Annotated in this window: 24 protein-coding genes; 15 read left to right on the top strand and 9 right to left on the bottom strand. The window is 71.0% G+C overall.

The window, feature by feature from the left end:
- Positions 1-294 precede the first annotated feature (294 nt).
- From NIE111_RS11645 to NIE111_RS11630, 4 genes are all read left to right on the top strand, one after another.
- On the top strand, positions 295-2,139 hold the full coding sequence (locus NIE111_RS11645) for a phosphoenolpyruvate carboxykinase (GTP) (protein WP_238684425.1): 1,845 nt from the start codon (positions 295-297) through the stop codon (positions 2,137-2,139).
- A 37-nt stretch (positions 2,140-2,176) separates the two neighbouring features.
- Positions 2,177-3,046 (top strand): hypothetical protein, encoded by an 870-nt coding sequence (locus NIE111_RS11640; RefSeq protein ID WP_238684424.1) that lies wholly within the window; start codon positions 2,177-2,179, stop codon positions 3,044-3,046.
- Positions 3,047-3,383: 337 nt separating this feature from the next.
- Complete coding sequence (locus NIE111_RS11635) at positions 3,384-4,535, top strand: geranylgeranyl reductase family protein (protein ID WP_238684423.1); 1,152 nt, start codon at positions 3,384-3,386, stop codon at positions 4,533-4,535.
- 22 nt (positions 4,536-4,557) lie between these two features.
- A complete protein-coding gene (locus NIE111_RS11630; protein WP_091394347.1) occupies positions 4,558-5,328 on the top strand; it encodes an isoprenyl transferase in 771 nt (256 codons plus the stop codon).
- Positions 5,329-5,372: 44 nt separating this feature from the next.
- Here the strand turns inward: NIE111_RS11630 and otsB are convergent, their stop codons facing one another.
- The 3 genes from otsB to NIE111_RS11615 all read right to left on the bottom strand — a co-directional run bounded on the left by otsB (position 5,373) and on the right by NIE111_RS11615 (position 7,224).
- On the bottom strand, positions 5,373-6,197 hold the full coding sequence (gene otsB, locus NIE111_RS11625; protein ID WP_238684422.1) for a trehalose-phosphatase: 825 nt from the start codon (positions 6,195-6,197) through the stop codon (positions 5,373-5,375).
- A 67-nt stretch (positions 6,198-6,264) separates the two neighbouring features.
- Complete coding sequence (locus tag NIE111_RS11620; RefSeq protein WP_210784414.1) at positions 6,265-6,618, bottom strand: hypothetical protein; 354 nt, start codon at positions 6,616-6,618, stop codon at positions 6,265-6,267.
- A gap of 162 nt (positions 6,619-6,780) precedes the next feature.
- Positions 6,781-7,224, bottom strand: a complete 444-nt coding sequence (locus tag NIE111_RS11615) for an XRE family transcriptional regulator (protein ID WP_091394342.1) — start codon at positions 7,222-7,224, stop codon at positions 6,781-6,783.
- Between the two features lie 262 nt (positions 7,225-7,486).
- On the opposite strand from NIE111_RS11615, the gene NIE111_RS11610 reads away from it, so the two are divergent.
- The 6 genes from NIE111_RS11610 (at position 7,487) to NIE111_RS11585 (ending at position 12,818) form a co-directional block, all read left to right on the top strand.
- Positions 7,487-7,831 carry a hypothetical protein gene (locus NIE111_RS11610; protein ID WP_030328857.1) on the top strand — a complete coding sequence of 115 codons (345 nt, stop codon included), beginning with the start codon at positions 7,487-7,489 and terminating at the stop codon, positions 7,829-7,831.
- Between the two features lie 31 nt (positions 7,832-7,862).
- Positions 7,863-8,198, top strand: coding sequence for a hypothetical protein (locus NIE111_RS11605; protein ID WP_124854368.1), 336 nt, complete (start codon positions 7,863-7,865; stop codon positions 8,196-8,198).
- A gap of 414 nt (positions 8,199-8,612) precedes the next feature.
- Positions 8,613-10,028 carry an RNA 5'-3' helicase PhoH2 gene (gene phoH2 / locus NIE111_RS11600; protein WP_238684421.1) on the top strand — a complete coding sequence of 472 codons (1,416 nt, stop codon included), beginning with the start codon at positions 8,613-8,615 and terminating at the stop codon, positions 10,026-10,028.
- Between the two features lie 277 nt (positions 10,029-10,305).
- Positions 10,306-10,983 (top strand): aggregation-promoting factor C-terminal-like domain-containing protein, encoded by a 678-nt coding sequence (locus NIE111_RS11595; RefSeq protein ID WP_238684420.1) that lies wholly within the window; start codon positions 10,306-10,308, stop codon positions 10,981-10,983.
- 106 nt (positions 10,984-11,089) lie between these two features.
- Positions 11,090-11,743, top strand: a complete 654-nt coding sequence (locus tag NIE111_RS11590) for a rhomboid family intramembrane serine protease (protein WP_238684419.1) — start codon at positions 11,090-11,092, stop codon at positions 11,741-11,743.
- Positions 11,744-11,849: 106 nt separating this feature from the next.
- Positions 11,850-12,818 (top strand): NAD(P)/FAD-dependent oxidoreductase, encoded by a 969-nt coding sequence (locus tag NIE111_RS11585; RefSeq protein ID WP_238684475.1) that lies wholly within the window; start codon positions 11,850-11,852, stop codon positions 12,816-12,818.
- A 53-nt stretch (positions 12,819-12,871) separates the two neighbouring features.
- Here NIE111_RS11585 and NIE111_RS11580 read toward each other — a convergent pair whose 3' ends face one another.
- Together NIE111_RS11580 and glpX are read right to left on the bottom strand one after the other, a co-directional pair.
- Positions 12,872-13,858: a DMT family transporter gene (locus NIE111_RS11580; RefSeq protein ID WP_238684418.1), complete on the bottom strand. Its 987-nt coding sequence runs from the start codon at positions 13,856-13,858 to the stop codon at positions 12,872-12,874.
- Positions 13,855-14,886: a class II fructose-bisphosphatase gene (gene glpX / locus NIE111_RS11575; RefSeq protein WP_091394313.1), complete on the bottom strand. Its 1,032-nt coding sequence runs from the start codon at positions 14,884-14,886 to the stop codon at positions 13,855-13,857. The genes NIE111_RS11580 and glpX overlap by 4 nt, the downstream gene beginning before the upstream one ends.
- A gap of 159 nt (positions 14,887-15,045) precedes the next feature.
- On the opposite strand from glpX, the gene NIE111_RS11570 reads away from it, so the two are divergent.
- On the top strand, positions 15,046-15,693 hold the full coding sequence (locus NIE111_RS11570; RefSeq protein ID WP_238684417.1) for a DUF4245 domain-containing protein: 648 nt from the start codon (positions 15,046-15,048) through the stop codon (positions 15,691-15,693).
- 205 nt (positions 15,694-15,898) lie between these two features.
- The gene (locus tag NIE111_RS11565; RefSeq protein ID WP_238684416.1) at positions 15,899-16,744 is read left to right on the top strand and encodes a hypothetical protein; all 846 of its coding nucleotides are present in this window, start codon (positions 15,899-15,901) and stop codon (positions 16,742-16,744) included.
- 43 nt (positions 16,745-16,787) lie between these two features.
- Here the strand turns inward: NIE111_RS11565 and NIE111_RS11560 are convergent, their stop codons facing one another.
- Together NIE111_RS11560 and xseA are read right to left on the bottom strand one after the other, a co-directional pair.
- The gene (locus NIE111_RS11560) at positions 16,788-17,009 is read right to left on the bottom strand and encodes an exodeoxyribonuclease VII small subunit (RefSeq protein ID WP_030328827.1); all 222 of its coding nucleotides are present in this window, start codon (positions 17,007-17,009) and stop codon (positions 16,788-16,790) included.
- Between the two features lie 45 nt (positions 17,010-17,054).
- A complete protein-coding gene (gene xseA / locus NIE111_RS11555; RefSeq protein WP_372488312.1) occupies positions 17,055-18,299 on the bottom strand; it encodes an exodeoxyribonuclease VII large subunit in 1,245 nt (414 codons plus the stop codon).
- A 145-nt stretch (positions 18,300-18,444) separates the two neighbouring features.
- Between xseA and NIE111_RS11550 the strand changes: the two genes are divergently transcribed.
- Together NIE111_RS11550 and NIE111_RS11545 are read left to right on the top strand one after the other, a co-directional pair.
- Positions 18,445-19,431 (top strand): 4-hydroxy-3-methylbut-2-enyl diphosphate reductase, encoded by a 987-nt coding sequence (locus NIE111_RS11550; protein WP_238684415.1) that lies wholly within the window; start codon positions 18,445-18,447, stop codon positions 19,429-19,431.
- A 41-nt stretch (positions 19,432-19,472) separates the two neighbouring features.
- Positions 19,473-19,907 (top strand): hypothetical protein, encoded by a 435-nt coding sequence (locus tag NIE111_RS11545; RefSeq protein WP_238684414.1) that lies wholly within the window; start codon positions 19,473-19,475, stop codon positions 19,905-19,907.
- A 74-nt stretch (positions 19,908-19,981) separates the two neighbouring features.
- Here NIE111_RS11545 and NIE111_RS11540 read toward each other — a convergent pair whose 3' ends face one another.
- Positions 19,982-23,278, bottom strand: coding sequence for a S8 family serine peptidase (locus NIE111_RS11540; protein ID WP_238684413.1), 3,297 nt, complete (start codon positions 23,276-23,278; stop codon positions 19,982-19,984).
- Positions 23,279-23,427: 149 nt separating this feature from the next.
- A complete protein-coding gene (locus NIE111_RS11535; protein ID WP_238684412.1) occupies positions 23,428-24,588 on the bottom strand; it encodes a DNA recombination protein RmuC in 1,161 nt (386 codons plus the stop codon).
- Between the two features lie 54 nt (positions 24,589-24,642).
- Here NIE111_RS11535 and NIE111_RS11530 point away from each other — a divergent pair, with 54 nt between their 5' ends.
- Positions 24,643-25,488 (top strand): hypothetical protein, encoded by an 846-nt coding sequence (locus NIE111_RS11530; RefSeq protein WP_238684411.1) that lies wholly within the window; start codon positions 24,643-24,645, stop codon positions 25,486-25,488.
- The last annotated feature ends 99 nt before the right edge of the window (positions 25,489-25,587 follow it).

Here is a 25,587-nt window from a genome sequence, read left to right as displayed (position 1 = left end):
GGAACGGGAATCCCCGCACCGGTCGGCGGGGCAGGTCCACGGCCCGACCGCAACAAGCGTCCGCCGGGGTGCACAACAAGATTTGCGTGAAACTGCGCGGGAAAGCGGGTATCAGCTCGTGATGCCGCAGCGAGGCCGTAGCTTGTGCAGTTCTTCACAACCTGTCCCACTGACTCGGAAGGCTGCCCGGTTTACGCTGAGGCCAATCCCAGGTTTCCACGAAGGCGACGCATCGCGCCGCTGAGTCTCGTGCATCCCATAGATCGGTCAGCGTCGACCACAAGGAGATGTGTCATGGTTGCTCCGGCTGTTGTGCGGGGTATTGATCAGGCCCCGACGTCCCATCCGAAACTGCTCGCCTGGGTCCGTGAGGTCGCGGAACTGACCACCCCCGACCGTGTCGTCTGGGTGGACGGGTCCGACGAGGAGTGGCGCCGCCTCACCGATGAGCTGGTCGAGGCCGGCACACTGATCCGGCTCAACCCGGAGAAGAAGCCCAACTCGTTCTACGCGCGCACCGACCCGACGGACGTCGCCCGGGTCGAGGAGCGCACCTACATCTGTTCCGTCGACGAGGCGGACGCTGGCCCCACCAACAACTGGATGGCGCCGGCCGAGATGAAGCGGACGATGACGGAGCTGTACCGGGGCTCCATGCGCGGTCGCACCATGTACGTCATCCCGTTCGTCATGGGGCCGGTCGAGGCCGAGTCCCCGATGTTCGGTGTCGAGATCACCGACAGCCCCTACGTGGTCGCCTCGATGCGCATCATGACGCGGATGGGCACCCGGGTCCTCGAGGCCATGGGCGACGACGCCGACTTCGTGCACGCGCTGCACTCGATCGGCGCCCCGCTCGCCCCCGGCCAGCAGGATGTCGCGTGGCCGTGCAACGACACCAAGTACATCTCGCACTTCCCGGAGAGCCGGGAGATCTGGTCGTACGGCTCGGGTTACGGCGGCAACTCGCTGCTGGGCAAGAAGTGCTACTCGCTGCGGATTGCCAGTGTGATGGGCCGGGACGAGGGCTGGCTCGCCGAGCACATGCTGATCCTCAAGATCACCTCGCCTGAGGGCAAGACCTACCACATCGCCGGCGCGTTCCCGTCTGCCTGCGGCAAGACCAACCTCGCCATGGTGGAGCCGACGATTCCCGGCTGGAAGGTCGAGACCATCGGCGACGACATCGCCTGGATGCGATTCGGCCCGGACGGCCGCCTCTACGCCGTCAACCCCGAGTACGGCCTGTTCGGCGTCGCGCCCGGCACCGACTGGAAGACCAACGCCAACGCCATGCGCACGCTGGACCGGGGCAACTCCGTCTTCACCAACGTCGGCCTCACCGATGACGGCGACGTCTGGTGGGAAGGCATGGGCGAGCCGCCGGCACACCTGATCGACTGGAAGGGCAACGACTGGACGCCGGAGAGCGACAGCCTGTCCTCCCACGCGAACAGCCGGTTCTGCACCCCGATCACCCAGTGCCCGATCCTCGCCGACGAGTACTTCGACCCCAACGGGGTGCCGATCGACGCGATCCTCTTCGGCGGACGCCGCAAGGACACCATCCCGCTGGTGACCGAGGCCCGCGACTGGGTGCACGGCGTCTACATGGGCGCCACGCTCTCCTCGGAGACCACCGCCGCCGCGTCCGGCGCCGTCGGCGTGGTCCGGCGGGATCCGATGGCGATGCTGCCGTTCATCGGCTACCACGCCGGTGACTACTTCCGGCACTGGATCGAGATGGGCAAGGGCGCCGACGGCGACGAGGCGAAGCTGCCCAAGATCTACTACGTCAACTGGTTCCGCAAGGACCCGGACGGCTCGTTCCTCTGGCCGGGCTTCGGGGAGAACTCCCGGGTGCTCAAGTGGGTCGTCGAGCGGATCGAGGGCACTGCCGGCGCGGTCGAGACGCCGGTCGGCATGGTCCCCGCTCCGGACGCCCTCGACGTCGAGGGCCTGGACATGACCCCGGAGGATGTTCGGATCGCGCTGAAGGTCGACCCGGACGAGTGGCGCAACGAGCTGCCGATGATCACCGAGTGGTTCGAGAAGTTCGGTGACAAGCTGCCCGGCGTGCTCTGGGCCGAGTTGGACGCGCTGCGCGCCCGCCTGGACGCCGCGCAGCCGCAGCGATAGGTGTGAACGAGACCCTTCGCGGGCAACATCGGATTTCATGAGGACGGCCGCCGAGACCCAGGTCCGGCGGCCGTCCGCCGTCCGGGTGCTGACCACCCTGCTGGCGACGACGGCGGCGGCCACCGTCGTGGTCGAGCTGCTCAACTGGTGGTACGCCCCGGAGCAGGGATTCGGGCTGGCCGTACGGACCGGCTGGGCCATGCTGCGCTCGTTCGGCTTCCTGCTGCTGATCGGGCACGTGCGGCGGGGTCGTACGGTGGCCCGCCCGTTCGGCCTGATCCTCGCGGTCACCACGATCTTCGCGGTCGGCCGGCTCGTCGTGCCCCGGCAGGGAGTGCCGCCGCTGCCCGGCCTGCTCGGCTTCGCCATTCTCACGGCGCTCTGTGTCGCGGTGGTCTGGCTGCTCTACCGCTCGTCGGCGTTGGCCGGGCATCTGGTCCGGCACCGTCCACGCCTCGTCATCGACCGGGACGGCATCTCCTGGCGGGAAACCCCTCCACGCCGGCCACAGGCCAGTGCCTGGTTGTTGACCAGCCGGGTGGCGGCCTTCACCTACAGCCCGCTGATGCTGGTGCCGGCGCTGGTGGCCGGAGGTTCCATCCTGGATGGTCGACTGACAGCGGTGCCGGCCGTGCTGTTCTGGTTCGGTGCTGGCATCACGGCCAGCTACGCGGTGCTGTTCTGCACGGCGTTCCTGATGCGGGGCAAGGACTGGGCGCGTGGCCTGCTGGTCGTCGTCACGGTGGCCGTACTCGCCGTGGATCTGCCGCTGTGCTGGTGGCTGCTGGGCGTGGACGGCCTGGTCCGCGACGGCGCACCCCTGCTCGCCGCCGCCGGGCTGGCCCTCTACGGCCTGCGCCGCGCCGCCCGCACCACCGACGCGGCCCAACCTGAACCCCAACCCTGACCGCTGATGGGCCGCACCGACGCCGCTGGGGCCGACCCGGCAGGCCGACCGCGACCCAGTCCATCCATCCCCTCCTTTGCTCTGCACCCCGATAGGCGACAGTCGCGGACGGTAACCGTCGCGTCCGCGGGTGCAGAGCAAAGGAGGGGGCTGAGACCGGTCGGCCCAGTGCGGGAGCGGTCTTCGAGGGCGGGCAGGGGGCAGGATGGCGGGTGGCGTCGGTCACAGCGGTCGGCGTCGGGGTGGTTGCGGAGATCGTCGGGGCGGCCGGCCGCAAGGCCGACCGGGTCGCCCGGCGGGAACGGCCGCGCCGCGTCGGACTGGAGGGAGGCGCGCGGTGGGTGACGAGTTCGACGTGGTGGTGGTGGGGGCGGGGCCGGCCGGGTCGGCAGCCGCGCTGACGGCGCGCCGGGCCGGTGCCAGCGTGCTGCTGCTGGACCGGGCCGATTTTCCCCGGGACAAGGCGTGTGGTGACGGGATCGCCGCGCATTCGGTGGATGTGCTCGCCGAGCTGGGGGTGACCGAGGCGGTGGCGGGCTACGCGCCGCTGCCGGCGTTACGCATGATCTCGCCGGGTGGCGGTGCGGTGGCTCGGGCTCTGCCCCGACCCGCGTACACGGTGCCCCGGGAGGTTTTCGACGCGCGGCTGGTGGCGGCCGCTGTGGCCGCCGGCGCGCAGTTGCGACGGCACACGGTGCGCCAGGTCGAGCCGCGCGCGGACCGGGTGGTGCTCGACGGGCAGGTGTCCGGCCGGGTGGTGATCGGCGCGGACGGCGCTGGCTCGGTGGTACGTCGGGCGCTCGGCCATCCGCAGAACCCCGACCGGCACCTCGCGCTGGCCATCCGGGGGTACGCCCCGGCTCTGCCCGGCCCGTCCGAGCAGCTCATCGTCACGTCGAAGGCGCGTTGGCCGGCGTACGCCTGGTCGTTTCCGATCGGTGACGGGCGGGCGAACGTCGGGTACGGGGAGGTCCTGCGTGGCGAGCCGCTGAGCCGCGCGTACCTGCTGGACCGGCTGGCCGCGCTGCTGCCCGGCACCGATCTGGCGACAGTTACCGCGTTGCGCGCGCATCACCTGCCGCTCTCCACCCACCGGCCGGCGCCGGGGCGTGGGCGCACGCTGCTGGCCGGGGACGCGCTGTCACTGATCAATCCGTTCACCGGGGAGGGCATCTTCTACGCGTTGCTCTCCGGCGCGCTCGCCGGTTCGGCGGCGGCCCGGTCGCCCGAGGGCGCGGCTGGCCGCTACGCCGACGGGTTGCGTCGGCGCCTCGGCACCCACCTGCGGCACAGTTCGGTAGCGGCCTGGTTGGCCCGGCGACGCCGGGTGGTGGACGCGGCGGTCCGAGCCGCCCGTCGGGACGACCGGGTGTTCTACGACGTGGTCGAGTTGGGACTGGGTGACGGACGCCTCACCGCTCGTACGCTCGCACTGATCGGCGCCGGTCTGGGTGGCGGGGATGGGGCTCCGAGGCAGTGGACCGGCTGAAGGGTCGCTACGCTGCTAGGTGATGACGCTGCGGAACCTTATCTACTCCGTGTACGAGCGCCGGCTCACGGCGAAGCTCGCCGGTAAGCCGGTGCCCCGGCACGTCGGGGTGATGTGCGACGGCAACCGCCGATGGGCGAGGGAGATGGGCTTCGTCGACCCGAACGACGGGCACCGGGTCGGCGCGGCGAAGATCAAGCACGTCCTCGGCTGGTGTGACCAGGCCGGGGTCGGGCACGTGACCCTCTACCTGCTGGCCACCGACAACCTGCGCCGTCCGGCCGCCGAGCTGGACCCGCTCCTCAAGATCATTGAGGACCTGGTGGTGGAGCTCTCCGAGGAGGGCAACCCCTGGCGACTGCGCATCGTCGGGGCGCTCGACCTGCTGCCGGCGCAGACCGCGGCGGCGCTCAAGGGCGCCGAGGAGCGCACCCGCGAGCGCACCGGCGGCGCGGAGGTCAACATCGCGGTGGGCTACGGCGGCCGCCGGGAGATCACCGACGCGGTCCGTTCGCTGCTGCTGGAGCACGCCGCCACCGGGGGCACGATCGAGGAGTTGGCCGAGGTGCTGGACGTCGAGCACATCGCCGAGCACCTCTACACCCGGGGCCAGCCCGACCCGGACCTGGTCATCCGCACCAGCGGCGAGCAGCGGCTGTCCGGTTTCATGCTCTGGCAGTCCGCGCACTCGGAGTTCTACTTCTGCGAACTCAACTGGCCGGACTTCCGGCACATCGACTTCCTGCGGGCCCTGCGCTCGTACGCCACCAGACAACGCCGTTACGGCGCCTGACCCCCGGCGGCGACACCGTCGGTCGCCGTCGGAGTCAGGTCGGTTCAGGGCAGATGGGTCAGCGCCCGGGTGAGGAAGTCGCCCAGGGCGGCCGGCGACTCGATGGTCAGGTCGGCGGCGTTGGCCACCTCGTGGCCGGTCTCCGGGTTGGCCACCGCCACACAGACACCGAGGAAGTCCGGGTCGGCGGCGGCGCGAGCGCGCAGCGCGGCGAAGGCCTTGATGTCGGAGACATCGTCGCCGAAGTACCAGGCGCCGGTGGCACCCTTGATCGCCTCGCCGATCACCATGCCCTTGTCCCGGTCGACAGGTGGCTTGAGCTCCAGCACCATCCGCCCGGCCTGCGAGCGCAACCCCAGACGGTCGGCCTGCGCCTGCCCCCACTGCTGCACTGTCGCGCCGAGCTGCGGGGCGGTACGCCAGTGCAGCGCGACCGAGAGCCGCTTGTACTCCACGAGCGTGCCGGGCGGCAGTTCCGCCCGGGCCAGATCGGCCAGTTCCTCCATGGTCGGCACCCAGGGCAGCGCGGCCGGTTCGGTGACCGTCTCGCCGCCGGAGTGGCTGTGCTCCAGCCCGTAGAGGCCGTAGAGGTCCACGCCAGCGAGCCCGCCGAGCTGATCCCGAAGGAACTCGACGGGTCGGGCGGAAACGATCGCGACCCGCTGCACGACCGGGGCGAGCGCCTCGATCGCGGCTAACGCCTTGGGTGCCGGGCGTACCGCTGTCGGATCGTCGTCGACGGGCGCGAGCGTGCCGTCGAAGTCGAAGAAGAGCACGGTCCCGGCCGCCCGGCTGGCGGTTATCCGCCAGGCCTGGTCGGCGTTCAACGGGGTTCTCGGCTGCTGATTGCCCAGATTCAACGGCGGCACGCGCGTCAGCGTACCCCGGCGATCCAGGCTCATTCCTGGCCGAGCGGACCCATTGAGCGGTACGGGATCAGCGTTCGGCGGCTCCTCGTCCGCGCCGGCCGAACGGCACCACTGCCGCCTCCTGGCCATGGCTCAACAGATAGCCCTCCACGAACCCGGTGTTGCGATCGCCGGTGTGGTTGTCGATCTCGTTGAGCCGTGCCACCAGGAACTCGGTGAGCGCGCTGATTCGGTTGTTCAGACGCTCGTGCAGCTCGGCGACGACGGCCAGGACGACCGCGGTGCCGGCGGTGATGAGCGCAAAGAGGTTGACGAGCAGCGGCAGCTGCCCGCCGTCGACCGCGAGGGTCACCGTGTTGCCGGTCGCCCACAGTGTCACCGACACCGTTGCGACCACGACTGCCAACCACTTCAGGGTCATGGACAGACCCCTCCTTCTGTCCCGCAGGGCTAGGTTCGGCCTTGTCCCGTCCCCCCGCCGATGACGAGCCCAAGCAGTACGAATAGGGACGCTAGCGTGCCCGTTCCAGCCCCGGAGGCAAACGAATGAACCTGACCAGGCGTTCTTTCGCTATCTGAGGAACTAGCCTGCCTGATTGCCCCTTTTTCGGACATCGACCGGCAACGTTGGGCGGTATGCGAGGTATCTGATGGTTTCCCGGATGTGGAACTTCTCCGCGTCCGACACCTGCGGATCGACCAGACGGCGCAGCAGCGCCTCCACGTCGGGGTCCATCGGAGGGGCGGCCTGGCCGGTGCGGGGGCCGGCCGCGGCGCGGTCCCAGCCGAGTGCGGCGAAGGCCGCGGCCGGGTTCAACCCCAGGCCCTCGCAGAAGGCGACCACCCGCTCGGCCTCCGGGTCGCTGGCCCAGTCGCCTCGGACCCAGCGGTTGATGGTCTGCCGGGAGACGCCGGTGCGCCGGGACACCTCGGTGCCGCTCCAGGCTCGGGTCGCCCGTGCCTCGTCCAGAGCCCGCCGGACGAAGGTGGCGAAGGCGATCTTCCGCGCATTGGCCGTCTCGGTCACTCCGTGACGGTACGGCCAGCCGGCAGCGGGCGCGCGCCCCGGCTCGCCACTGTCACGCAGACGTGACGAGAGGTTCGGGTTTCCGGTAAACGAGTCAGTGCCACTGTTGAGGGGTGTCACGCGGGCAGAATAGATGAACGTAGTGGCAAACGTAAGCGGACGAAAAGCTGATACTGTCACGCCCATGGGACATTCTACGGTGTGTCACGTGCATGAGACGATTGGTGCTCACATGCGTCACGCCCCCGGTGAGGTGGTCGTGGTGACCGAGCTCGCCACCCGCGCCCAGGCCTTCGGGCTGATCGCCGAGGGGGTCGCCGCGGGGCTGACCGCCCCCTGGCGCCTCTACCTGGCCCGAGGCTGCCGCTACCTGTCGCTGAGCGTCGGCGATCGTGCCGAGTGGAACGCCTGGCGTACCCATCTCGGCTGCCCGGAGCTGAGCGTCCGGGTCTACGACGCCGGCGGCGAGATCCGCCGGTCCTCGGTGGCCGAAGTCGTGCTGGACGGCTGCCGGATCAGCGTCGAGCTGGTCGAGGAGGTCAGCACCGACGACCTGGACCGGCTGCTCGTCGCCGACCCCACCACCATCGAGCCGGAGGAGCGATGACCTGGCGTCCCGGCTGGGCCGGAGCTGCCCGATGAGCCCGTTCCTCGCGGTGTTCCTCGTCCTGGTGCTCGGTGCCACCAGTTACGCGGCCGGTCGGCTGCACGGGCAGCTCAGCTACCGCATCGGCTACCGCTTCGGTTATCGGCAGGGCTACTTCGACGGTGACCGGGGCGCCTGGAACCGGCGTCGTCGGGACGCCCAGGCGGCGATCGCCTCGGCCCTGTCGGTCTCACCAGCGGGCGTGGTCCGCTCCGCCGGCGCTGTCGAGCGCCCCGGCACCACGTACACCGGCTCGTCGTTCAGCGCGCCGGCCGCCCCGATCACCGGGCGGCACCCGACCGGCACGCTCGTCCGACGTAGCGGTTGAGGTCGGTCGGCGGGACTGCCCCGCCGACCGGCGCCACAGGCGCGGTGCGTCGTCCGCGGCGGACACGCACCGTCGGGGTCACGTCAGACCGGTGACGGTGGCCCCACCCGGCCGGGATGCGCGCAGGGGGCATGCATCCCGGCCGGTTCCGCCGCGTCCGCGACAATGCCTTTCGGCTGGTGCGGACGTCGACGGAGCCCTGTTCACGAGCGCGTCTTGGGAGATCCACGTTCGGCCCCTAGCCGGGAAGGTCCGGCGGGGCTAGCGTCTAGGCATGGCGCGGGGTTCTCCCGAGCCAGCCGGTCCGCCCGGATCTGCGACCTCGCGCATGGGGTTCCGCATCCGACCCCGTGTCCCCGGGCACCGGAGGAGGCGGAACACGGGTGGCGGGTGCCCATCCGTCGGAGCAGGCCTGTGACGACTCGCCGTACCATCGCCGGTGCCGACCAGACCCCGGCCGCGACTGCCACGCCCCGCCGAGCCACCAGGAGCCGCCGTTCGGCGGCCGCCGCGCCGGCCGACCCCAAGGAGCCACGACCAGCCGGCCAGGCCTTTGTCCTGGACACGTCGGTGCTGCTCTCCGATCCGGCGGCTTTCCACCGGTTCGCGGAGCACGAAGTGGTGCTACCTCTGGTGGTCATCACCGAGCTGGAAGGCAAGCGGCACCATCCGGAGCTGGGCTGGTTCGCCCGGCAGTCGCTGCGGATGCTCGACGACCTGCGGGTTCGGCACGGCCGACTCGACCGTCCGGTGCCCGCCAACGACGTCGGCGGCACCCTGCGGGTGGAGCTCAACCACACCGACGACGGCGTCCTGCCGCCCGGTTTCCGCACCGAGAGCAATGACGCCCGGATCCTCTCCGTCGCGCTCAACCTCGCCGCCGAGGGGCGGGAGGTGACCCTGGTCAGCAAGGACATGCCGTTGCGGGTCAAGGCCGCCTCGGTGGGTCTGCGTGCCGACGAGTACCGCCACGGTCAGGCCAGCGACCCGACCTGGACCGGCATGTCGGAGATGGAGCTGAGCGAGGAGCAGATCGGCCAGCTGTACGGCGGCGAGACGCTCGACCTCGACGAGGCGGCCGGACTGCCCTGCCACACCGGTCTGGTGCTGCACTCCGGGCGCGGCTCCGCGCTCGGTCGCGTGCTGCCGGACAAGTCGGTGCGTCTGGTCCGGGGCGACCGGGAGGCGTTCGGCCTGCACGGCCGCTCGGCCGAGCAGCGGATCGCTCTCGACCTGCTGTTGGACGAGTCGATCGGGATCGTCTCGCTGGGTGGCCGGGCCGGCACCGGAAAGTCGGCACTGGCGCTCTGCGCCGGGCTGGAGGCGGTGATGGAGCGCCGCCGGCACAAGAAGGTGATCGTGTTCCGCCCGCTGTACGCCGTCGGTGGCCAGGAGCTGGGCTACCTGCCGGGCTCGGAGTCGGAGAAGATGTCGCCGTGGGCCCAGGCGGTCTTCGACACGCTCGGCGCGGTGGTGCACGAGAACGTGCTGGAGGAGGTCACCTCGCGGGGCATCCTGGAGGTGCTGCCGTTGACCCACATCAGAGGACGCAGCCTGCACGACGCCTACGTGATCGTGGACGAGGCCCAGTCGCTGGAGCGCGGGGTGCTGCTGACCGTGCTGTCCCGGATCGGGCAGGGTTCCCGGGTGGTGCTCACCCACGACGTGGCCCAGCGGGACAATCTGCGGGTCGGCCGGCACGACGGGGTGACGGCTGTCATCGAAGCGCTCAAGGGTCATCCACTCTTCGCGCACGTCACCCTCAGCCGTTCGGAGCGGTCGCCGATCGCCGCGATGGTCACGGACCTCCTGGAGGACATCCCAATCTAACGGGTATTTTGTGGGCTTTTGTCCGCATTTTTTGTGTGGCGCAGATCACAAACGGCCTGGTTGGTTTCCCATCAGCCTCACTGTGCGCAATCGTGTCCCACGAGCGTCCACGCACCACCGGAATCGTCGGCGATCGTTCGTCGCGAGACGGACGACATCGGTGAAGGTCGGTGCGTCGGCGCGACCGGCAACCGGTCGGGGCGCTCGTGGCACGGCTGACGGCCCACCTGTGGTCTGCGCCGCGCCACGTCCTTGCTCCCGACGAAGGGACCACTTCGTGAGTCGGCTGTGGAGCCGGTTGGGCGCCCGTACGGCTGCTGTAGCGCTGCTCTCCGTGGGCGTTGCCGGTGGCTTCTACCTGGGCGAAGACCGGGAAACCCAGCAACAGGGTCTGACCGAGCAGGTCAGTCTCGAGGTCGACCGGGCCGACCTCGCGTACCAGCGCGAGCGGCAGGCCGCCCACCAGGTGCAGTTCTCCAAGCAGCGGGCCGCCGAGTACCAGGCCAAACTGCGGGCGAAGCAGGCCGCCAAGGAGGCCGCCGAGCGGGCCCGCCGGGCCGAGGCCGCCGCCGCGTCCCGCAAGCGCGAGCGCGCCGCCGCGAACGCGCCCGCCAAGCCGTACGACGGGCCGATCCCGGCGTCCTGCGCCGAGTACAGCGGCAACCGCAAGACTGGCTGCGCCCTGATGATCAGCGCGGGTTTCGGCATCGCCGAGTTCCCCTGCCTGGAGAAGCTCTGGACCAAGGAGAGCGGCTGGAACCACAAGGCCAACAACTCCTCGTCCGGTGCGTACGGCATCCCGCAGTCTCTGCCGGGCAGCAAGATGGGCTCCGTCGCGTCCGACTGGCGGACCAACCCGGCCACGCAGATCAAGTGGGGGTTGGGCTACATCAAGGGCAGGTACAAGACGCCCTGCGGCGCCTGGACCTACTTCCAGAACAACAACCACTACTGACGGCTCTCGAAGGCGGGGCAGGTGGCTCTCCACTCGCCCCGCCTTCGCGCGTACCCGGACGGGACATGAGTGGCGGTCGGCCGCTTTTGCTGATAGCAGTTGTGGAGTGACCCTGCACCCGTCAAGCGGCGACCCCTACCGGTTCGGCACCGAGGCGTTCTACGCCGCGCTCGGCCGGGCGTTCGTCGCCATGTGCGCGGTGGTCCCGTTCCTCTTTCTCATCGAGGCCGTCGACCAGGGGCTCGCGTTCGGCCTGGACGCCACCGCCGGCATCATCCCGCAGCGCATCGACGGGCTGGACGGGGTCTTCTTCTCCCCGTTCCTGCACCACGGCTTCGACCACCTCTACAGCAACAGCATCCCGCTGATCCTGCTGGGCACCTTCGTCCTCGCCGCCGGCGCCCGCCGGTTCCTCTGGTCGACCCTGGTCATCATCGTGGTCAGCGGGCTCGGCGTGTGGTTCACCGGCTCGCCCAACTCGGTGGTGGTCGGCGCCAGCGGTGTCATCTTCGGCTACCTGGGCATCCTGCTCACCCGGGGCATCGTCGAGCGCAGCTGGTGGAACTTCGCGGTCTTCCTGCTTGTCGGTCTGCTCTACGGCTGGCAACTGGTCGGCATCCTCCCCACCGACGAGCGGATCTCCTGGCAGGGGCACCTGTTCGGCCTGCTCGGCGGGGTGGTGGCGGCGATTCTGTTCCGTCGGCGGCGACCCGCCGTGGGCGGCCCGGACTACTCAGGCTCCACGCTCAGCCTGCCCTGAGCCGATTCTCCGGCGCGCCTCTGGGACGTGCTTGCCGGACCGTCGCCGCCCGCTTACGGTCGAGATCAGCACGCGTTGATCCGTGAGCGGAAAGCGACGGTACGCCATGCGCGAGGTCGATGTCGCCGTGATCGGGGCCGGTCCGGCCGGTCTCTTCGCCGCGTACTACGCCGGGTTCCGGGGGCTGTCGGTGGCGGTGATCGACGCGTTGCCCGAGCCAGGCGGTCAGGTCACCGCCATGTACCCGGAGAAGCTGATCCTCGACGTCGCCGGTTTCCCCGCGGTCAAGGGCCGCGACCTGGTGGCCAACCTGGTGGCCCAGGCGGCACCGTTCGGCCCGCAGTACCTGCTCGGCACCCGGGCGGAGAAGCTCGCGTACGCCGACGGGCGCCCGGTGCTCGGCCTGGCCGGTGGCGAGCAGCTCGCCTGCGGCGCGGTAGTGGTCACCGGCGGGCTCGGCAGCTTCAGCCCTCGGCCGTTGCCGTGCGCCGACGGCGCCCCCGGCTCGGGGATCGTCTACTTCGTGACCGAGCCGACCGAGCTGACCGACCGGGACGTGCTGATCGTCGGTGGCGGCGACTCCGCGTTCGACTGGGCGCTGGCGCTGCAACCACTGGCCCGGTCGGTGACCCTGGTGCACCGCCGGGAGAAGTTCCGGGCCCACGCCTCGACTGTCGCCCGGGTGCTCTCCCTGCCAGTGCGGGTGGTGGTCAACGCCGAGGTCACCAGGCTGCTCGGGGACGGCGCGGTGACCGGTGCCGAGGTGACAGTGCGCGGCGGTGCGACCGAGACGCTGCCGGTGGACACCGTGGTGGCCGCCCTCGGCTTCACCGCCGACCTGGGCCCGCTCGCCGAGTGGGGGCTACGGCTGGACCGCCGGCACATCCTGGTCGACAGCGCGATGGCCACCAACCTGCCCCGAGTCTTCGCTGCGGGCGACATCACCGAGTACCCGGGCAAGGTCCGGCTGATCGCCACCGGCTTCGGTGAGGCGGCGACAGCGGTCAACAACGCGGCAGTGGCCATCGACCCGAGCGCCCACCTCTTCCCCGGGCACTCCTCCGACGCCGGCTGACATTCGTCGTCGAGGGCGGAGCTGCGGTCACTGACAGGGTCGGCGGTCGGTCGTCACACGCGGGCATCACGTCGACCAGCGGGTGGCGCCAGCGCGGCGACCAGCACCGCCACCATTGTCAGCGCCGCCCCGAGCAGGGTGTTCACACCCGGGTGCGAGGCCGCCGTGGGGAGGACCAGGTCCAGCAGGACGGCGCCCACGATCTGCCCGGCGATGGTGGCCAGGCCGAGCAGCAGCACACCGGTGAAGCGGACGATCGCGGCGGCGATCGCGATGAACACGATGCCGATCGGGCCGCCCAGGTAGAGCCACGGCTCGGTCGGCAGGTGGCCGCCGGGCCAGCCGCGTACGGCGATGTCGATCGCGAACGCGACGAGCAGGGTGACGGTGCCGACGGCGAAGTTGACGAGCGTGGCGGTCAACGCGCTGTCGGCCGCCGCGCGGACCCGGCCGTTGACGGCCTGCTGCCAGGCGATGCCCACCCCGGCGAGCAGCGGTAGCAGCGCCAGCGCCAGCGCGCCCGGGTCGCCGAGACGGTCGCCGACCGCCAGGCCGACCGCCAGCACTGTGAGCACCGCGCCGGCCAGCCGCTGCCTGGTGATCGGCTGCCGGCCGGTCGGCCCGATCCCGGCCCGGTCCACGGCGAGGCTGCTGCCGGTCTGGCCGGCGACAACCGCCACTGTGAAGACCGCCACGCCCAACGTGCCGATGGTGAGACCCTGGGTGGCCACCAGGAAGGCTCCGCACATTCCGCCGAGGCACTGCCAAGGCCGCAGCGTGCCGGTCCGCAGGGCCCGCCGCGTCGCGACCAGCCCTCGCCGACCACCGGGGGTCGCGGGCACCAGCACCAGCAGCACCAGCAGGCCGATGCCGAACGAGACGACAGCGGCGGCGAAGCCGTCGTCGAGGCGTACCCCGAGTTCGCCGTTGATGCGCGACTGCACCGCCACAGCGACCCCGGAGGCCGACGCCAGCGCGACGCCGGTGATCCGGCGGGCGGCCGACAGGGTCTGCGGGGTCGCCGTGTCGGCGGCTGTCACTCCTGCTCGGCCAGCGGACGACCGTCGAAGTCGACAGCGGAGTAGAGCGCCAACTTCTCCAACCGGTGGTACGAGTCGATCACCCGGATCGTGCCGCTCTTCGAGCGCATCACGATCGACTGGGTGTACGCGCCGCCCGCCCGGTACCGCACCCCGCGCAGCAGGTCACCCGAGGTGACCCCGGTCGCCACGAAGAAGCAGTTGTCGCCGGTGACCAGATCGTCGGTGCCCAGCACCCGGTCCAGGTCGTGCCCGGCGGCGATCGCCTTCTCCCGCTCTTGCTCGTCGCGCGGCCACAGCTTGGCCTGCATCGCGCCGCCCATGCACTTCAGCGCGCACGCGGAGATGATGCCCTCCGGGGTGCCGCCGATGCCCATCAGGACGTCGACGTCCGACTCGCCCCGGGCCGCCGCGATGGAGCCCGCGATGTCGCCGTCGGAGATGAACCGGATCCCCGCCCCGGTCCGGCGGATCTGCGCGACCAGGTCGTCGTGACGGCTCCGGTCCAGCACGCAGACCGTCACCTCGGAAACGTCGGTGCCCTTGACCTTGGCGATCCGGCGCAGGTTCTCCGCCACACCGGCGTTGATGTCGATCACGTCGGCGTACGCCGGCCCGACGGCGAGCTTCTCCATGTAGAACACGGCGCTCGGGTCGAACATCGCACCCCGCTCGGAGACGGCGAGCACCGCCACCGCGTTCGGCATTCCCTTGCTCATCAGTGTGGTGCCGTCCACCGGGTCGACGGCGACGTCCACCTCCGGGCCCGTGCCGTCACCGACGTGTTCGCCGTTGAACAGCATCGGGGCGTTGTCCTTCTCGCCCTCGCCGATCACCACCACACCGCGCATCTGAATCGAGTTGATCAGCTTGCGCATCGCGTCGACAGCGGCCCCGTCGCCGCCCTCCTTGTCGCCCCGACCGACCCACCGGCCGGCGGCCATCGCCGCGGCCTCGGTGACCCGGACCAGGTCGAGGGCAAGGTTTCGGTCGAGATCCTGTGGGATCCGCGTCCTGGTGTTCGTCATGACGGCTACTCCTCCTCGCGACGGTGCGGGGACGACCGGCGGCGGGGAGGCCCCCACTGCCGGCTTTGTCGCTGATCCTCACACGATGGCCGACCGGGCGTCGGCGCGGGGCGGTGATGGCCCGGATACCGCCGGTCGGGCGGCTGCGAAGATAGCGGGGTGGAACCCGCACAGCCAGCCGACCGCGTACCCGCCGACCGCACGCCGCCCGACGGTCAGCCGCCGGCCGACGTCCCCGCCGGCCGCGGTGGTGAGCCCGCCGCGACCGACCCGACCCCACCGCCGCCGGCGGTGTCCGGCAAGTCCGAGCGGTCGCCGAAGGACATGGCGATCTCGCTGCTGGTGCTGCTCGTCCCGATCGCGCTGCTGCTGGCGTTCTACCGGGGCTTCCTCGGCGGCGACCAGGCCACCACGGTCGATCCGGCGCCCGCCTTCGAGCAGGCACGTGCGGCGAACGTCTTTCCGGTGAGCCAGCCGCAGGGGCTCGACGCCGACTGGAAGACGGTCAGCGCCCGCTACCAGACCGTCGAGGGCGGTGCGAACCTGCGAATCGGCTACCTGACACCGGAGGGGCGGGGCGTCCAACTGCTGCAGAGCAGCGTCCCGGCGGACCGTTTGCTCCCCGCCGAGCTGACCAGTCAGGGCCAGCCGCAGGGCCCCACCGAGCTGGCCGGGCGCACCTGGCAGCTCTACACGGCCCGGGGAAACCAGCAGGCGCTGGTCCTGCTGGAGCCGACCCGCACGGTGATCGTCGTCGGCGACGCCCGGGACAACGAACTCCGCGAACTGGCCGGCTCGCTGCGCTGACCGGACCCGGTGGGGTGGCCCCGCAGGCGCCGAATCTGGGCAACAGGCCCGAAGGGTGATTGTCCGACGCGTCGACAGGGAACAAGGAGGGGGTGACCCTGGCGCGTTGCTCGGCCCGGGTCGCGCGACGCAGCCGACGGTGCTGCTGCGTCGCCCGGTTTCCGGCGGCGTCCAGGTCGTCGGGTGACCCCCTTGGGAGACACGTATGACTGTTCGACGACTCGGCGCCGGCCTGGTAGCCGCCGCTCTGATCACGCCCGCACTGGCCGCCTGCGCCAGCGGAACCGGCACCACCGGATCGACGCCGTCCCCGACGGTGAGCGCCTCCGGCACGGCGAGCCCGTCCGGTTCCCCGGTGGCGGGTGACGCCAAGCAGGCCCTGCTCGACTCCACCAAGGAGATCAGCAACGGGAACTTCCGGTTCACCCTGGCCGGCGCCGGCTCGACGGCGGAGGGGCTGGTGCACCAGCCGAGCCAGAGCGCGGCGATGAAGATCGCGATCGGTGGCCCCTCGGCCGACCTGGCGATGAAGCTCGACGTGATCCACTTCAAGCCGGACAGCTGGGTCAAGCTGGAGCTGAGCGGCCCCACCGCCGATAGCCTGCCCGCCATCAAGCAGCTCAACCTCGGCAAGTACCAGCACCTGGACCAGAACCGGATCAAGGGCAACCGCAACCTCGGCTTCGACTTCGAGAAGGTCGACCCGGCTGGCAGCGCGGTGCTCACCCAGGGCATCACCGAGGTCCGCAGCACCGGCACCGGCGCGTACGCCGGGACCCTCGACGTCACCAAGGCCGCTGAGGCGGGTTCGTTGAACGCGGCCACGATCGCCGCGCTGGGCACCCAGGCGAAGACCGTCCCGTTCACCGCGAAGGTGGATCCGCAGGGCCGGCTCAGCGAGCTGGTGCTGCAGTTGCCGGCCGCCGGGCAGACCGCCGCCCAGGAGGTCAAGATGACCTACTCGGACTACGGTGCCGCCACCGCCGCGCAGAAGCCGCCGGCGGACCAGGTCGTCGAGGCGCCGGCCGAGCTGTACAGCCTGTTCAACTGACGTACCGAGGTGGGGCGGCTCCGGCCGCCCCACCGGCGGTCGGTCAGGAAGCGGGCTCCTGCCGGGCGGCGTCGATCCGCGCCCGCGCACCGTCCAGCCAGCGTTGACAGATCACCGCCAGCGCCTCGCCGCGCTCCCAGAGCGCCAGCGACTCCTCCAGGGACGTGCCGCCGGCTTCCAGCCGCTCCACCACCGAGGCCAGCTCGGCGCGGGCCTGCTCGTAACTGAGCCGCTCGTCCGGCCCGGCCTTCGTGTCATCAGTCATCGCGTTCATCTCAGCACACCACTCCCCACCGCGCCGCGTCGCCACTCAGCCATCGACGGTGGCGGCCAGCTCGCCGTCTGCCAGTCGTACCCGCAGCGGGTCGCCCTTGCCGACCTCCGCCGCCGCGCGGACCACGTGGCCGTCCGCGCGCTGCACTATCGCGTACCCCCGGTCGAGGGTGGCGGCGGGGGAGAGGGCGCGCAGCCGCGCGAGGGTGTGCCGCAGGTCATCCTCGGCGGCCCCGAGCCGGTGCTCCAGACAGCGGCCGGCCCGCTGACGCAACGCGGCCAGCTCGGTGGCCCGATGCTCCACCATCACCTGGGGGCGGGCCAGCACCGGCCGGGAACGCAGCCCGTCGAGCCGGTGCGTCTCCCGGTCGACCAGGTTGCGTACCGCCCGTTCGAGGCGGTGCCGGGCCTGACCGATGAGGCGTACCTCCTCGGTGAGGTCGGGGACGACCCGCTTCGCCGCGTCGGTCGGAGTGGAGGCGCGGACGTCGGCGACGTAGTCGATCAGGGGGGCGTCCGTCTCGTGGCCGATCGCGCTGACCACCGGCGTACGACAGCCGAACACCGCGCGGCAGAGCGCCTCGTCGGAGAAGGGCAGCAGGTCCTCGATGCCGCCGCCACCCCGGGCGATGATGATCACGTCGATGCTCGGGTCGGCGTCCAGGACCTTGAGCGCGTCGACGATCTGTGGCACCGCGGAGGGGCCCTGCACTGCCACGTTGACAGTCCGGAACTCCACCGCCGGCCAGCGCCGCCGGGCATTTGTCAGCACGTCCCGCTCCGCCGCCGACGCGCGGCCGGTGATGAGGCCGATCCGGCCGGGCAGGAACGGCAGTCGACGCTTGCGGGCGCGGTCGAAGAGCCCTTCGGCGGCGAGCAGCTTCTTGAGCTTCTCCAGTCGGGCCAGCAGCTCCCCGAGCCCCACCTGACGAATCTCGTCGGCCCGCAGGCTCAGCGTGCCCCGGGCGGCGTAGAACTCGGGCTTGGCGTGCAGCACCACACGTGCGCCCTCGCGTAGCTCCGGCGCGCCGGAGTCCAGGACGTCCCGGTTGGTGGTGACGGTCAGGCTCAGGTCGGCCGATGGGTCACGCAGGGTGAGGAAGACAGTGCTGGCTCCCGGGCGGCGGCTGATCTGCGCGACCTGCCCGTCCACCCACACCCAGCCCAGCTTGGCGATCCAGGCGCCCACCTTCTGGCTGACCACCCGTACCGGCCAAGGCTCCTCAGCGCTGCTCGCGCCGCCGCCGCTTCCGCCGCTTCCCACCCGCCCACCCTCGCTCACCCGCCCACCCTACGGACCTCCCCGGTGATCAAGAGGTTTGCGTCGGCGCTGGGCGCGTTTCTGACGTAAACCTCTTGATCACCGAGGGCTGGGGGGTGGGTTGCGGGCCGCTGCCGCGCTGCGGGGTGGCACGTACGATGGGGTGGTGACTGAGGCTCAGGCGACTCACCGGACCGGCAAGCGCGTGCTCCTGGCCAAGCCCCGCGGCTACTGCGCGGGTGTCGACCGCGCGGTGCAGACAGTGGAGGAGGCGCTGAAGCTCTACGGCGCCCCGATCTACGTGCGCAAGCAGATCGTGCACAACAAGCACGTGGTGCAGACCCTGGAAGCCCAGGGCGCGATCTTCGTGGAGGAGAACGAGGAGGTGCCGGAGGGCGCCACAGTCGTCTTCTCCGCGCACGGTGTGGCGCCGGAGGTCCACGAGCAGGCCAAGGCGCGGTCGCTCAAGGCGATCGACGCGACCTGTCCGCTGGTCACCAAGGTGCACCACGAGGCGCGGCGCTTCGCGGCCGAGGACTACGACATCCTGCTCATCGGCCACGAGGGGCACGAGGAGGTCATCGGCACCGCCGGTGAGGCTCCCGCGCACATCCAGCTGGTGGACGGCCCGGACGGCGCCGACAAGATCACCGTACGTGATCCGGAGAAGGTGGTCTGGCTCTCCCAGACCACGCTCTCGGTCGACGAGACGCTGGAGACGGTGGCCCGCCTCAAGCAGCGGCTGCCGCTGTTGCAGTCCCCGCCCAGCGACGACATCTGCTACGCCACCTCGAACCGGCAGCACGTGGTCAAGGAGATCGCCGCCGACTGTGACGTGGTGATCGTGGTCGGCTCGACGAACTCCTCCAACTCGGTCCGCCTGGTCGAGGTCGCCCTTGACTCCGGCGCCCGCGCCGGTCACCTGGTCGACTTCGCGCACGAGATCGACGACGCCTGGCTGGAGGGGGCCACCACGGTCGGCCTGACCTCGGGAGCGAGCGTCCCGGACGACCTGGTCCAGGAGGTGCTGGTCCACCTCGCCGCCCGCGGCTTCGCCGACGTCGAGGAGATCACCACCGCCAATGAGCGGCTCACGTTCTCGCTTCCGCAGGAGCTGAGGCGGGACATGAAGGCCGCAGCGGCGCGCGGCTGAAGCGCGGGAACGAACTCGGGTCGGCGTACGTCAGATTCGGCATGAGGACTCTTCGGCTCGCCGTCCCCGCGCTGGCCGTCTGCGTGGCGCTGAGCGCCTGCGGCGGCCAGGGTGTCGGGGGCGGCACACCCACCCCGACACCGACGGGAGCGCAGCCGGTGACCAGCCAGCCCACGCCCGACCCGACGCCCTCGCCAGAGACCGTCACCCGGTCCGTGCCGCCCGGCCTGAAGACTCCGAAACCGGGCGGCCCGAGCACGCCGCCGGGCGTCGGGGCCACCACACTGAGCGGCACCGTGCAGGGCGGTGTGGAGCCCGGCTGCGTACTGCTCGACGGTTACCTGCTGCTCGGCGGCCCGCGTGAGGTGCTGACGCCGGGCGCCCGGGTCGAGGTCACCGGTCGGGTGGAGCCCGGCATGATGACCACCTGCCAGCAGGGCACCCCGTTCGTCGTGACGGCCGCCCACCGGTCCTGACCCTTCGGCCCCCCTCACGCGCGGAAGCCCGCCCCCGGACCTGGGGACGGGCTTCCGCTGGCGTTACGGACGGATCAGTTCACGGCACCGATGGACACGTTGCCGCGACCCACGATCGCACCCTCGCTGGTGACGATCGCCAGTTCACCGGAGAGCTGACGCCCGTCGGCCGGAACGGCCACCGCGGTCACAGTGCCGGTGATGGTGGCCGACTCGCCGTGCATCAGCGGCACCGCGACGGCCGGAGCGGTGATCGTGCCCAGCGACGCGGACGCGAACGCGTCGTAGTAGTCGTAGGCGGTGCTGGTGCCCGGCCCGTCAACCCCGTACGGCTCCACCACGACGCGGTAGGTGCCGGCGGCCGGGTTGGTCAGCGTGACCGCCTCCTCCGAGTCGCCGTCCGCGGCCCGACCGACCTCGGTGGTACCCCGGTAGACGAACAGGTCCAGGTCGGCGCCCGCGTTTGCGGGGTTGCCGATCCGGGCGGTGAACGTCGACGTACCGGCCGGGATCTCGACTGTCCACTCCTGGTTGGGACCGCCCTCGGTGATGGTCGGACGCTCGGTCCGCACACCGGTCAGCGCGCCACTGCGGCCGCTGACCGAGACCGGACCGAAGGCGTTGGTGACCTTCCAGGTCACCGGGGTCGGCTCGCCGGCCTCGACACTGGGCAGCTCGACCAGCGCAGGCTCGACAGTGAGGCCCTGCACCCGCGCCTGGAGCGTGAACGGGTTGTTCAGCGCCGGGGACGTCCGCCGCGACTCCACCTCGATCTCCCAGACCCCGGGCAGCGGGTTCTGGTAGTCACGCTCCTGCGGCTTGCAGACGTTGACGTCGGAGAAGTTGGTGTAGCAGACGGTGCTGGTGGTGGCCTCCACCGGCACACCCAACGGGTTGATGGCGATGAACCGGGTCTGCGAACCGGTGGCGATCCCGGAGAGGTTCACCTGGAGGGCCTTGGCGCCCTCCGGCACCGTGACGAAGTACGACGTGAAGCCGTTCCGGTCGACCGAGCCCTCGTTGGCGTACGAGAAGGTGGGCTTCTTCACGTCGTTCGAGGCGACCACCACCGTGGACACCTCGAAGTCGACAACGTTGGTGGCCGGGTCGTCGATCCGCGCGATCGCGCCGTGCGCGCCCTCGGTGGCCGGCTTGGCGGTGACGCTGATGGTGACGGCCTTGTTGAGCGGCAACGCGACGGTCTTCGGTGCCTTGAAGGTGCCGTCGTTGCCCTGGAGCGTGATGTTGTGCTTGATGGTGCCGGCCGGGCCGCTGGTGCGGGTGAGCTTGACCGGGTACGTCTTGCTCTGGCCGACCTTGTGGCCGCCCTCGGACGAGGTGCAGCGGTTGTAGACGCCGGTGCCCCGACCCGGGTTCGGCACGAACTTCACACCGTTCCAGATGGTCAGCTGCTCCGCCAGCGGGCTGCAGACCGGCGCGTCGGAGACGTACGACCGGGTTTCGACGCCCTGACGCAGCAGCTGCCAGGCGCCCGGAACGTTGACCATGCCGTAGCCCTGCGCGTACGTCGGCACGTCAGCGATCGGCTTGGCGGAGCTGAACAGCGCCCGCCGCAGAGCCGCCGGGCTGACGCCCCGGTCGGTGGCCTTGGCGGCCGACAGCAACAACGCGCCGGCGCCGGCGGTCTGCGGAGACGCCATCGAGGTGCCGTTCAGCATCGCGTAGCCCGGGGGCAGCGCGTATCCGGCCTCGGCGACCGGGGCGCCGAGCTGCCAGGTCGGCGCGGTGGAGATGGCCGAGCCGGGGGCGGCGATGTTCGGCTTGAAGCCGCCGTCCTCGCGCGGGCCACGGGAGGAGAAGTTGAACAGGGCGTTCTTCTTCTTGACGACCGAGCCGTAGTTGGCCAGCCAGGTGTCCTTGCTGATGTTGGCGGCAACGCTGATCACGTTGCTGGCCACCGACGGGTCGCCGATGGTGTTGAGACCCGGGCCGGAGTTGCCGGCCGAGATGACCAACTGCACGCCGTACGTCTCGATCAGTTCGTTGTAGAGGTTCGTCCGCGCGTTGTTGCCGTCGTTCAGGCCCGGAAGGCCACCGATCGACATGTTGACGATGTCGACGCCACGGTTGGCCATTAGGTCGATCATGCCGGTGGTAAGGGCCGCCGCGCTGCAGCCGCCGCCCCAGGAGCAGGCGCGGGCGGAGACCAGCTTGGCGCCGGGCGCGGCGCCGTCGAAGGCCCCGTTGCCGAGCATGTCGTTGGCGGCGGTGATGCCGGCGACGTGGGTGCCGTGGGTGCTTTCGACGATGCCGATGCTGACGTAGTCGTAGGTGCCCGGCAGCCCGATCGGCGTGGTGTTGACGTTCTTGCGGAACTCGACGACGAACGGCTGCCGTTCGGCGACCGGGGTCGCCGGGTTGTCGGTACCGAAGTAACCGATGTCGTACTTCTCCTTGTACGGCCGCATGACCGGGTCGTCGGTGAAGTTGAGGTTCTGGTTGGCGTCCACCCGGATGTTGTTGGTGGCCGGGTCGAAGAGCACACCCCAGGTGTCGGTCGTGTCGCCGTCGCGGTTGACGTCACCCCGGGCGTCGCTCGCGGCGGTGACCGACTCGCTGAACAGGTTGAACCGGTACGTGCCGGCCGGTGCCGTCCAGGTGCCGCCGGCGATGGTGAACGACGGGCCGGCGACCTCGGCCTGCATCCGCCGCCACGAGCCGTCCTCCAGCGGATCGGTAGCCGTGACCCAGTCGACGATCTTGCGCTCGCCGGTGGTGGTCTGCTGCAGCGCCGGGTGGGCAAGGTCCACACCGGAGTCCATGATGCCGATCGTGACGCCCCGGCCGTCCCACTCGGGGTGGGCCGCGGTGAACGCCACAGCGCCGGTCTCGTTCGTCGGCATGTAGGGGTTGTCGGCCGGGGTGCTCTCTCCCGGCGCCTCGACGGCGGCCTGCCGCGCGCCGGCGGTGCCGGTGGCGGTGCGCTCCGGGGCCGGGTCCGGCAGTTGGATGACCTCGTCCAGGTCGACGGCCGAGACTCCGGGCAGTCGCGCCGCCTTGAGGACCCGGTCGGTCGGGACCTTCGCCAGCACGAAGCCGACCCGGTCCTGCCGCTGGCTGACAGTGCCGCCGAGCTTGGTGAGGCTGTCGGCGACGTCCCCCGCCTCACCCTTCTCGGTGGCGACGATCAACGTGACGGTCGGGGCCTTCTTGGCGCGGGCCTCGCTGAGCAGTTTGGCGTCGTGGGCGCCCAGCGTCTCGGCGGCGGTGGCCGGGGAAGCGTCCGGTGTGGTGGCGGGAGCGGCGGCCGCGGTGGCGGCACCAGCCATGGTCGTCATGGCGCTCGCCGCCAGGACCGACGCGAAGAGCGCGGCTGAGGTGCGCCGGCTCATATTTCGGAGTCTGCTCACGTTCTCTTTACCTCCAGAGAACAGGGCCCTTCAGAGAAGGGCGCTCGGGTGAGCAGAATCTTTCGCGGTATCGACAAGCACTGTCACTACTGGTCAGTCCCTTGTGACCAGTTCGTGATGCGCGGGCATACGCACTGTCACATGAATGGCTAACGGGTCGAGACCTCGTCGGCCGGATCGGCCAGCTCGGGTGCCTGCGGCTGCCGGGGCGTCAACTCGACCTGGGCCGGCGTCGCCAACTCGTCGTCCGAGACGCCCAACTCGGCGAGCTTGCGGGCGCTGACCAGGACCCGGGCCTCCAGCGAGCCGACCGCCCTGTTGTACGCGGTCACCGCACCGGCCAGCGAGGACCCGAGCTTGCCCACGTGGTCGCCCAGTGTGGAGAGCCGGCCGTACAGCTCCCGGGCGAGGGTGTGCACCGCGAGCGCGTTGCGGGCCAGTGCCTCCTGCCGCCAGGAGTAGGCGACAGTGCGGAGCAGGGCGACCAGCGTGGCCGGCGTGGCGAGCACCACGTTGCGGGTGAAGGCGTGCTCCAGCAGCGTCGGGTCCCGCTGGAGCGCGACGTCGAGGAAGGGGTCGGCCGGGACGAACAGCACCACGAACTCGGGGGAGTTGTCGAACGCCGACCAGTACGACTTGGCGGCCAGGGCGTCGACGTGCCCGCGCAGGTGCCGCGCGTGCGCGTCGAGGTGGGTGTCCCGGCCGCGCTCGTCGCGGGCCTCCATGGCTGTCAGGTACGCGTCGAACGGGGCCTTGGCGTCCACCACCACGGAGCGACCACCGTGCAGGCGGACCACCAGATCCGGTCGGACGACCTGCTGGTCGGTGGCGGCGGTGACCTGCTCGGAGAAGTCGCAGTGCTCCAGCATGCCGGCAGCCTCGACGATCCGGCGCAACTGGTGCTCGCCCCAGCGGCCCCGCACCTGCGGTGCGCGCAGCGCCGCCACCAACTGCTTGGTCTCGGTGCGCAGCTCACCGGAGACCGCGTTCATCGAGCGGACCTGCTCGCGCAGCTCGGCGTACGCGTCGACGCGGTCGTGCTCCAGCTCGGCCACCCGCTGCTCGTATCGGCGCAGGGTGTCGTGCAGCGGCGCGACCGCCCGGGCCACCGCCTCCTGGGACTGGGCGGTGGCCTCGTAGCTCAACGCCCGCATGGACTGCTCCAGCCGACCCTCGCCCTCCCGGGTGGCGGCCAGGGTGGCATCCAGGCGGGCGATGTCGGCGGCCGACCGGGACCGGGCCGCGAGCCAGCCCACCGCCCCGCCGGCGCCGAGGCACACGATCACCAGGAGCAGCGTCGAGACGTCCATCACCGGAGCTTGCCAGACGGATACGACGTGCGACCCGGGGGTACGTTCGATGACATGGAACTTGTGCTCTGCCTCGTCGTTGTGCTGGTCGGCGCGCTGGGCGCCGCCGCGCTGGTCCGCGCTCAGGCCGGTGCCCGTCGGCGCACCGAGCTCGGCGACGCCCGCGCGGAGGCGCAGCGGTGGTACGAGCGCCTCGGCGGCCAGTTGATGAACCTGCAGGGCGACGACCCAGCGGTACGACAGGCGCTGGCCGACGCCGGTGAGCGGTACAACGCGGCGGGCTCCCAGCTGGAGCAGGCGTCCACGCCGCACCAGTTCGGGCTGGCCCGGGAGACCGCGCTGGAGGGTTTGGCGTACATCCGGGCGGCGCGTACGGCGCTGGGCATCGATCCGGGCCCCGAGGTGCCGACACTGGCCGCCGCCCGCGGCGTGGGGCAGCTCACCAAGGAGCGCGAGGTCGATGTGCAGGGGCAGACCTTCCGGGCCGGGCCACAACCCGGCCGGGAAACGCCCTACTACTACCCCGGTGGGCGTTATCAGGGTCGCCCGGTGCCCGCCGGTTGGTATTCGACGCCCTGGTGGAAGACGGCGCTGGGTGCCGGCGCTGGTGTGCTCGGCGGCATCCTGATCGCCGACGCGCTGTTCTCGCCAGCCTTCGCCGACCCGGGGTACGGCTACGACGCCGGCTACCAGGAGGGCTTCGGTGACGGTGTCGACCAGGGCGGCGACGGCGGCGACCAGGGCGGCGACTTCGGCGGCGGTGACCAGGGCGGCGACTTCGGCGGCGGCGACCAGGGTGGGGACTTCGGCGGCGGCGACTACGCCGGTGGGGACTTCGGCGGTGGCGGCTTCGGGGGCGGAGATTTCGGCGGCGGGGATTTCGGCGGCGGCGACTTCTGACAGTCGTCCAGACCTACGGAAACGGGCCCCGGTCACTGTGACCGGGGCCCGTTTCCGTACCTGCCGATCAGCCGGTGTTGCGCAGCGTTGCTGCCGGAC

Origin of the sequence: Micromonospora hortensis, from assembly GCF_022230935.1 — a bacterium.
In the GTDB taxonomy this organism is placed as follows: Bacteria; Actinomycetota; Actinomycetes; order Mycobacteriales; family Micromonosporaceae; genus Micromonospora; species Micromonospora hortensis.
Note: the sequence above shows the minus strand (reverse complement) of the source record. Positions and strands in the feature narration are given on the sequence as shown.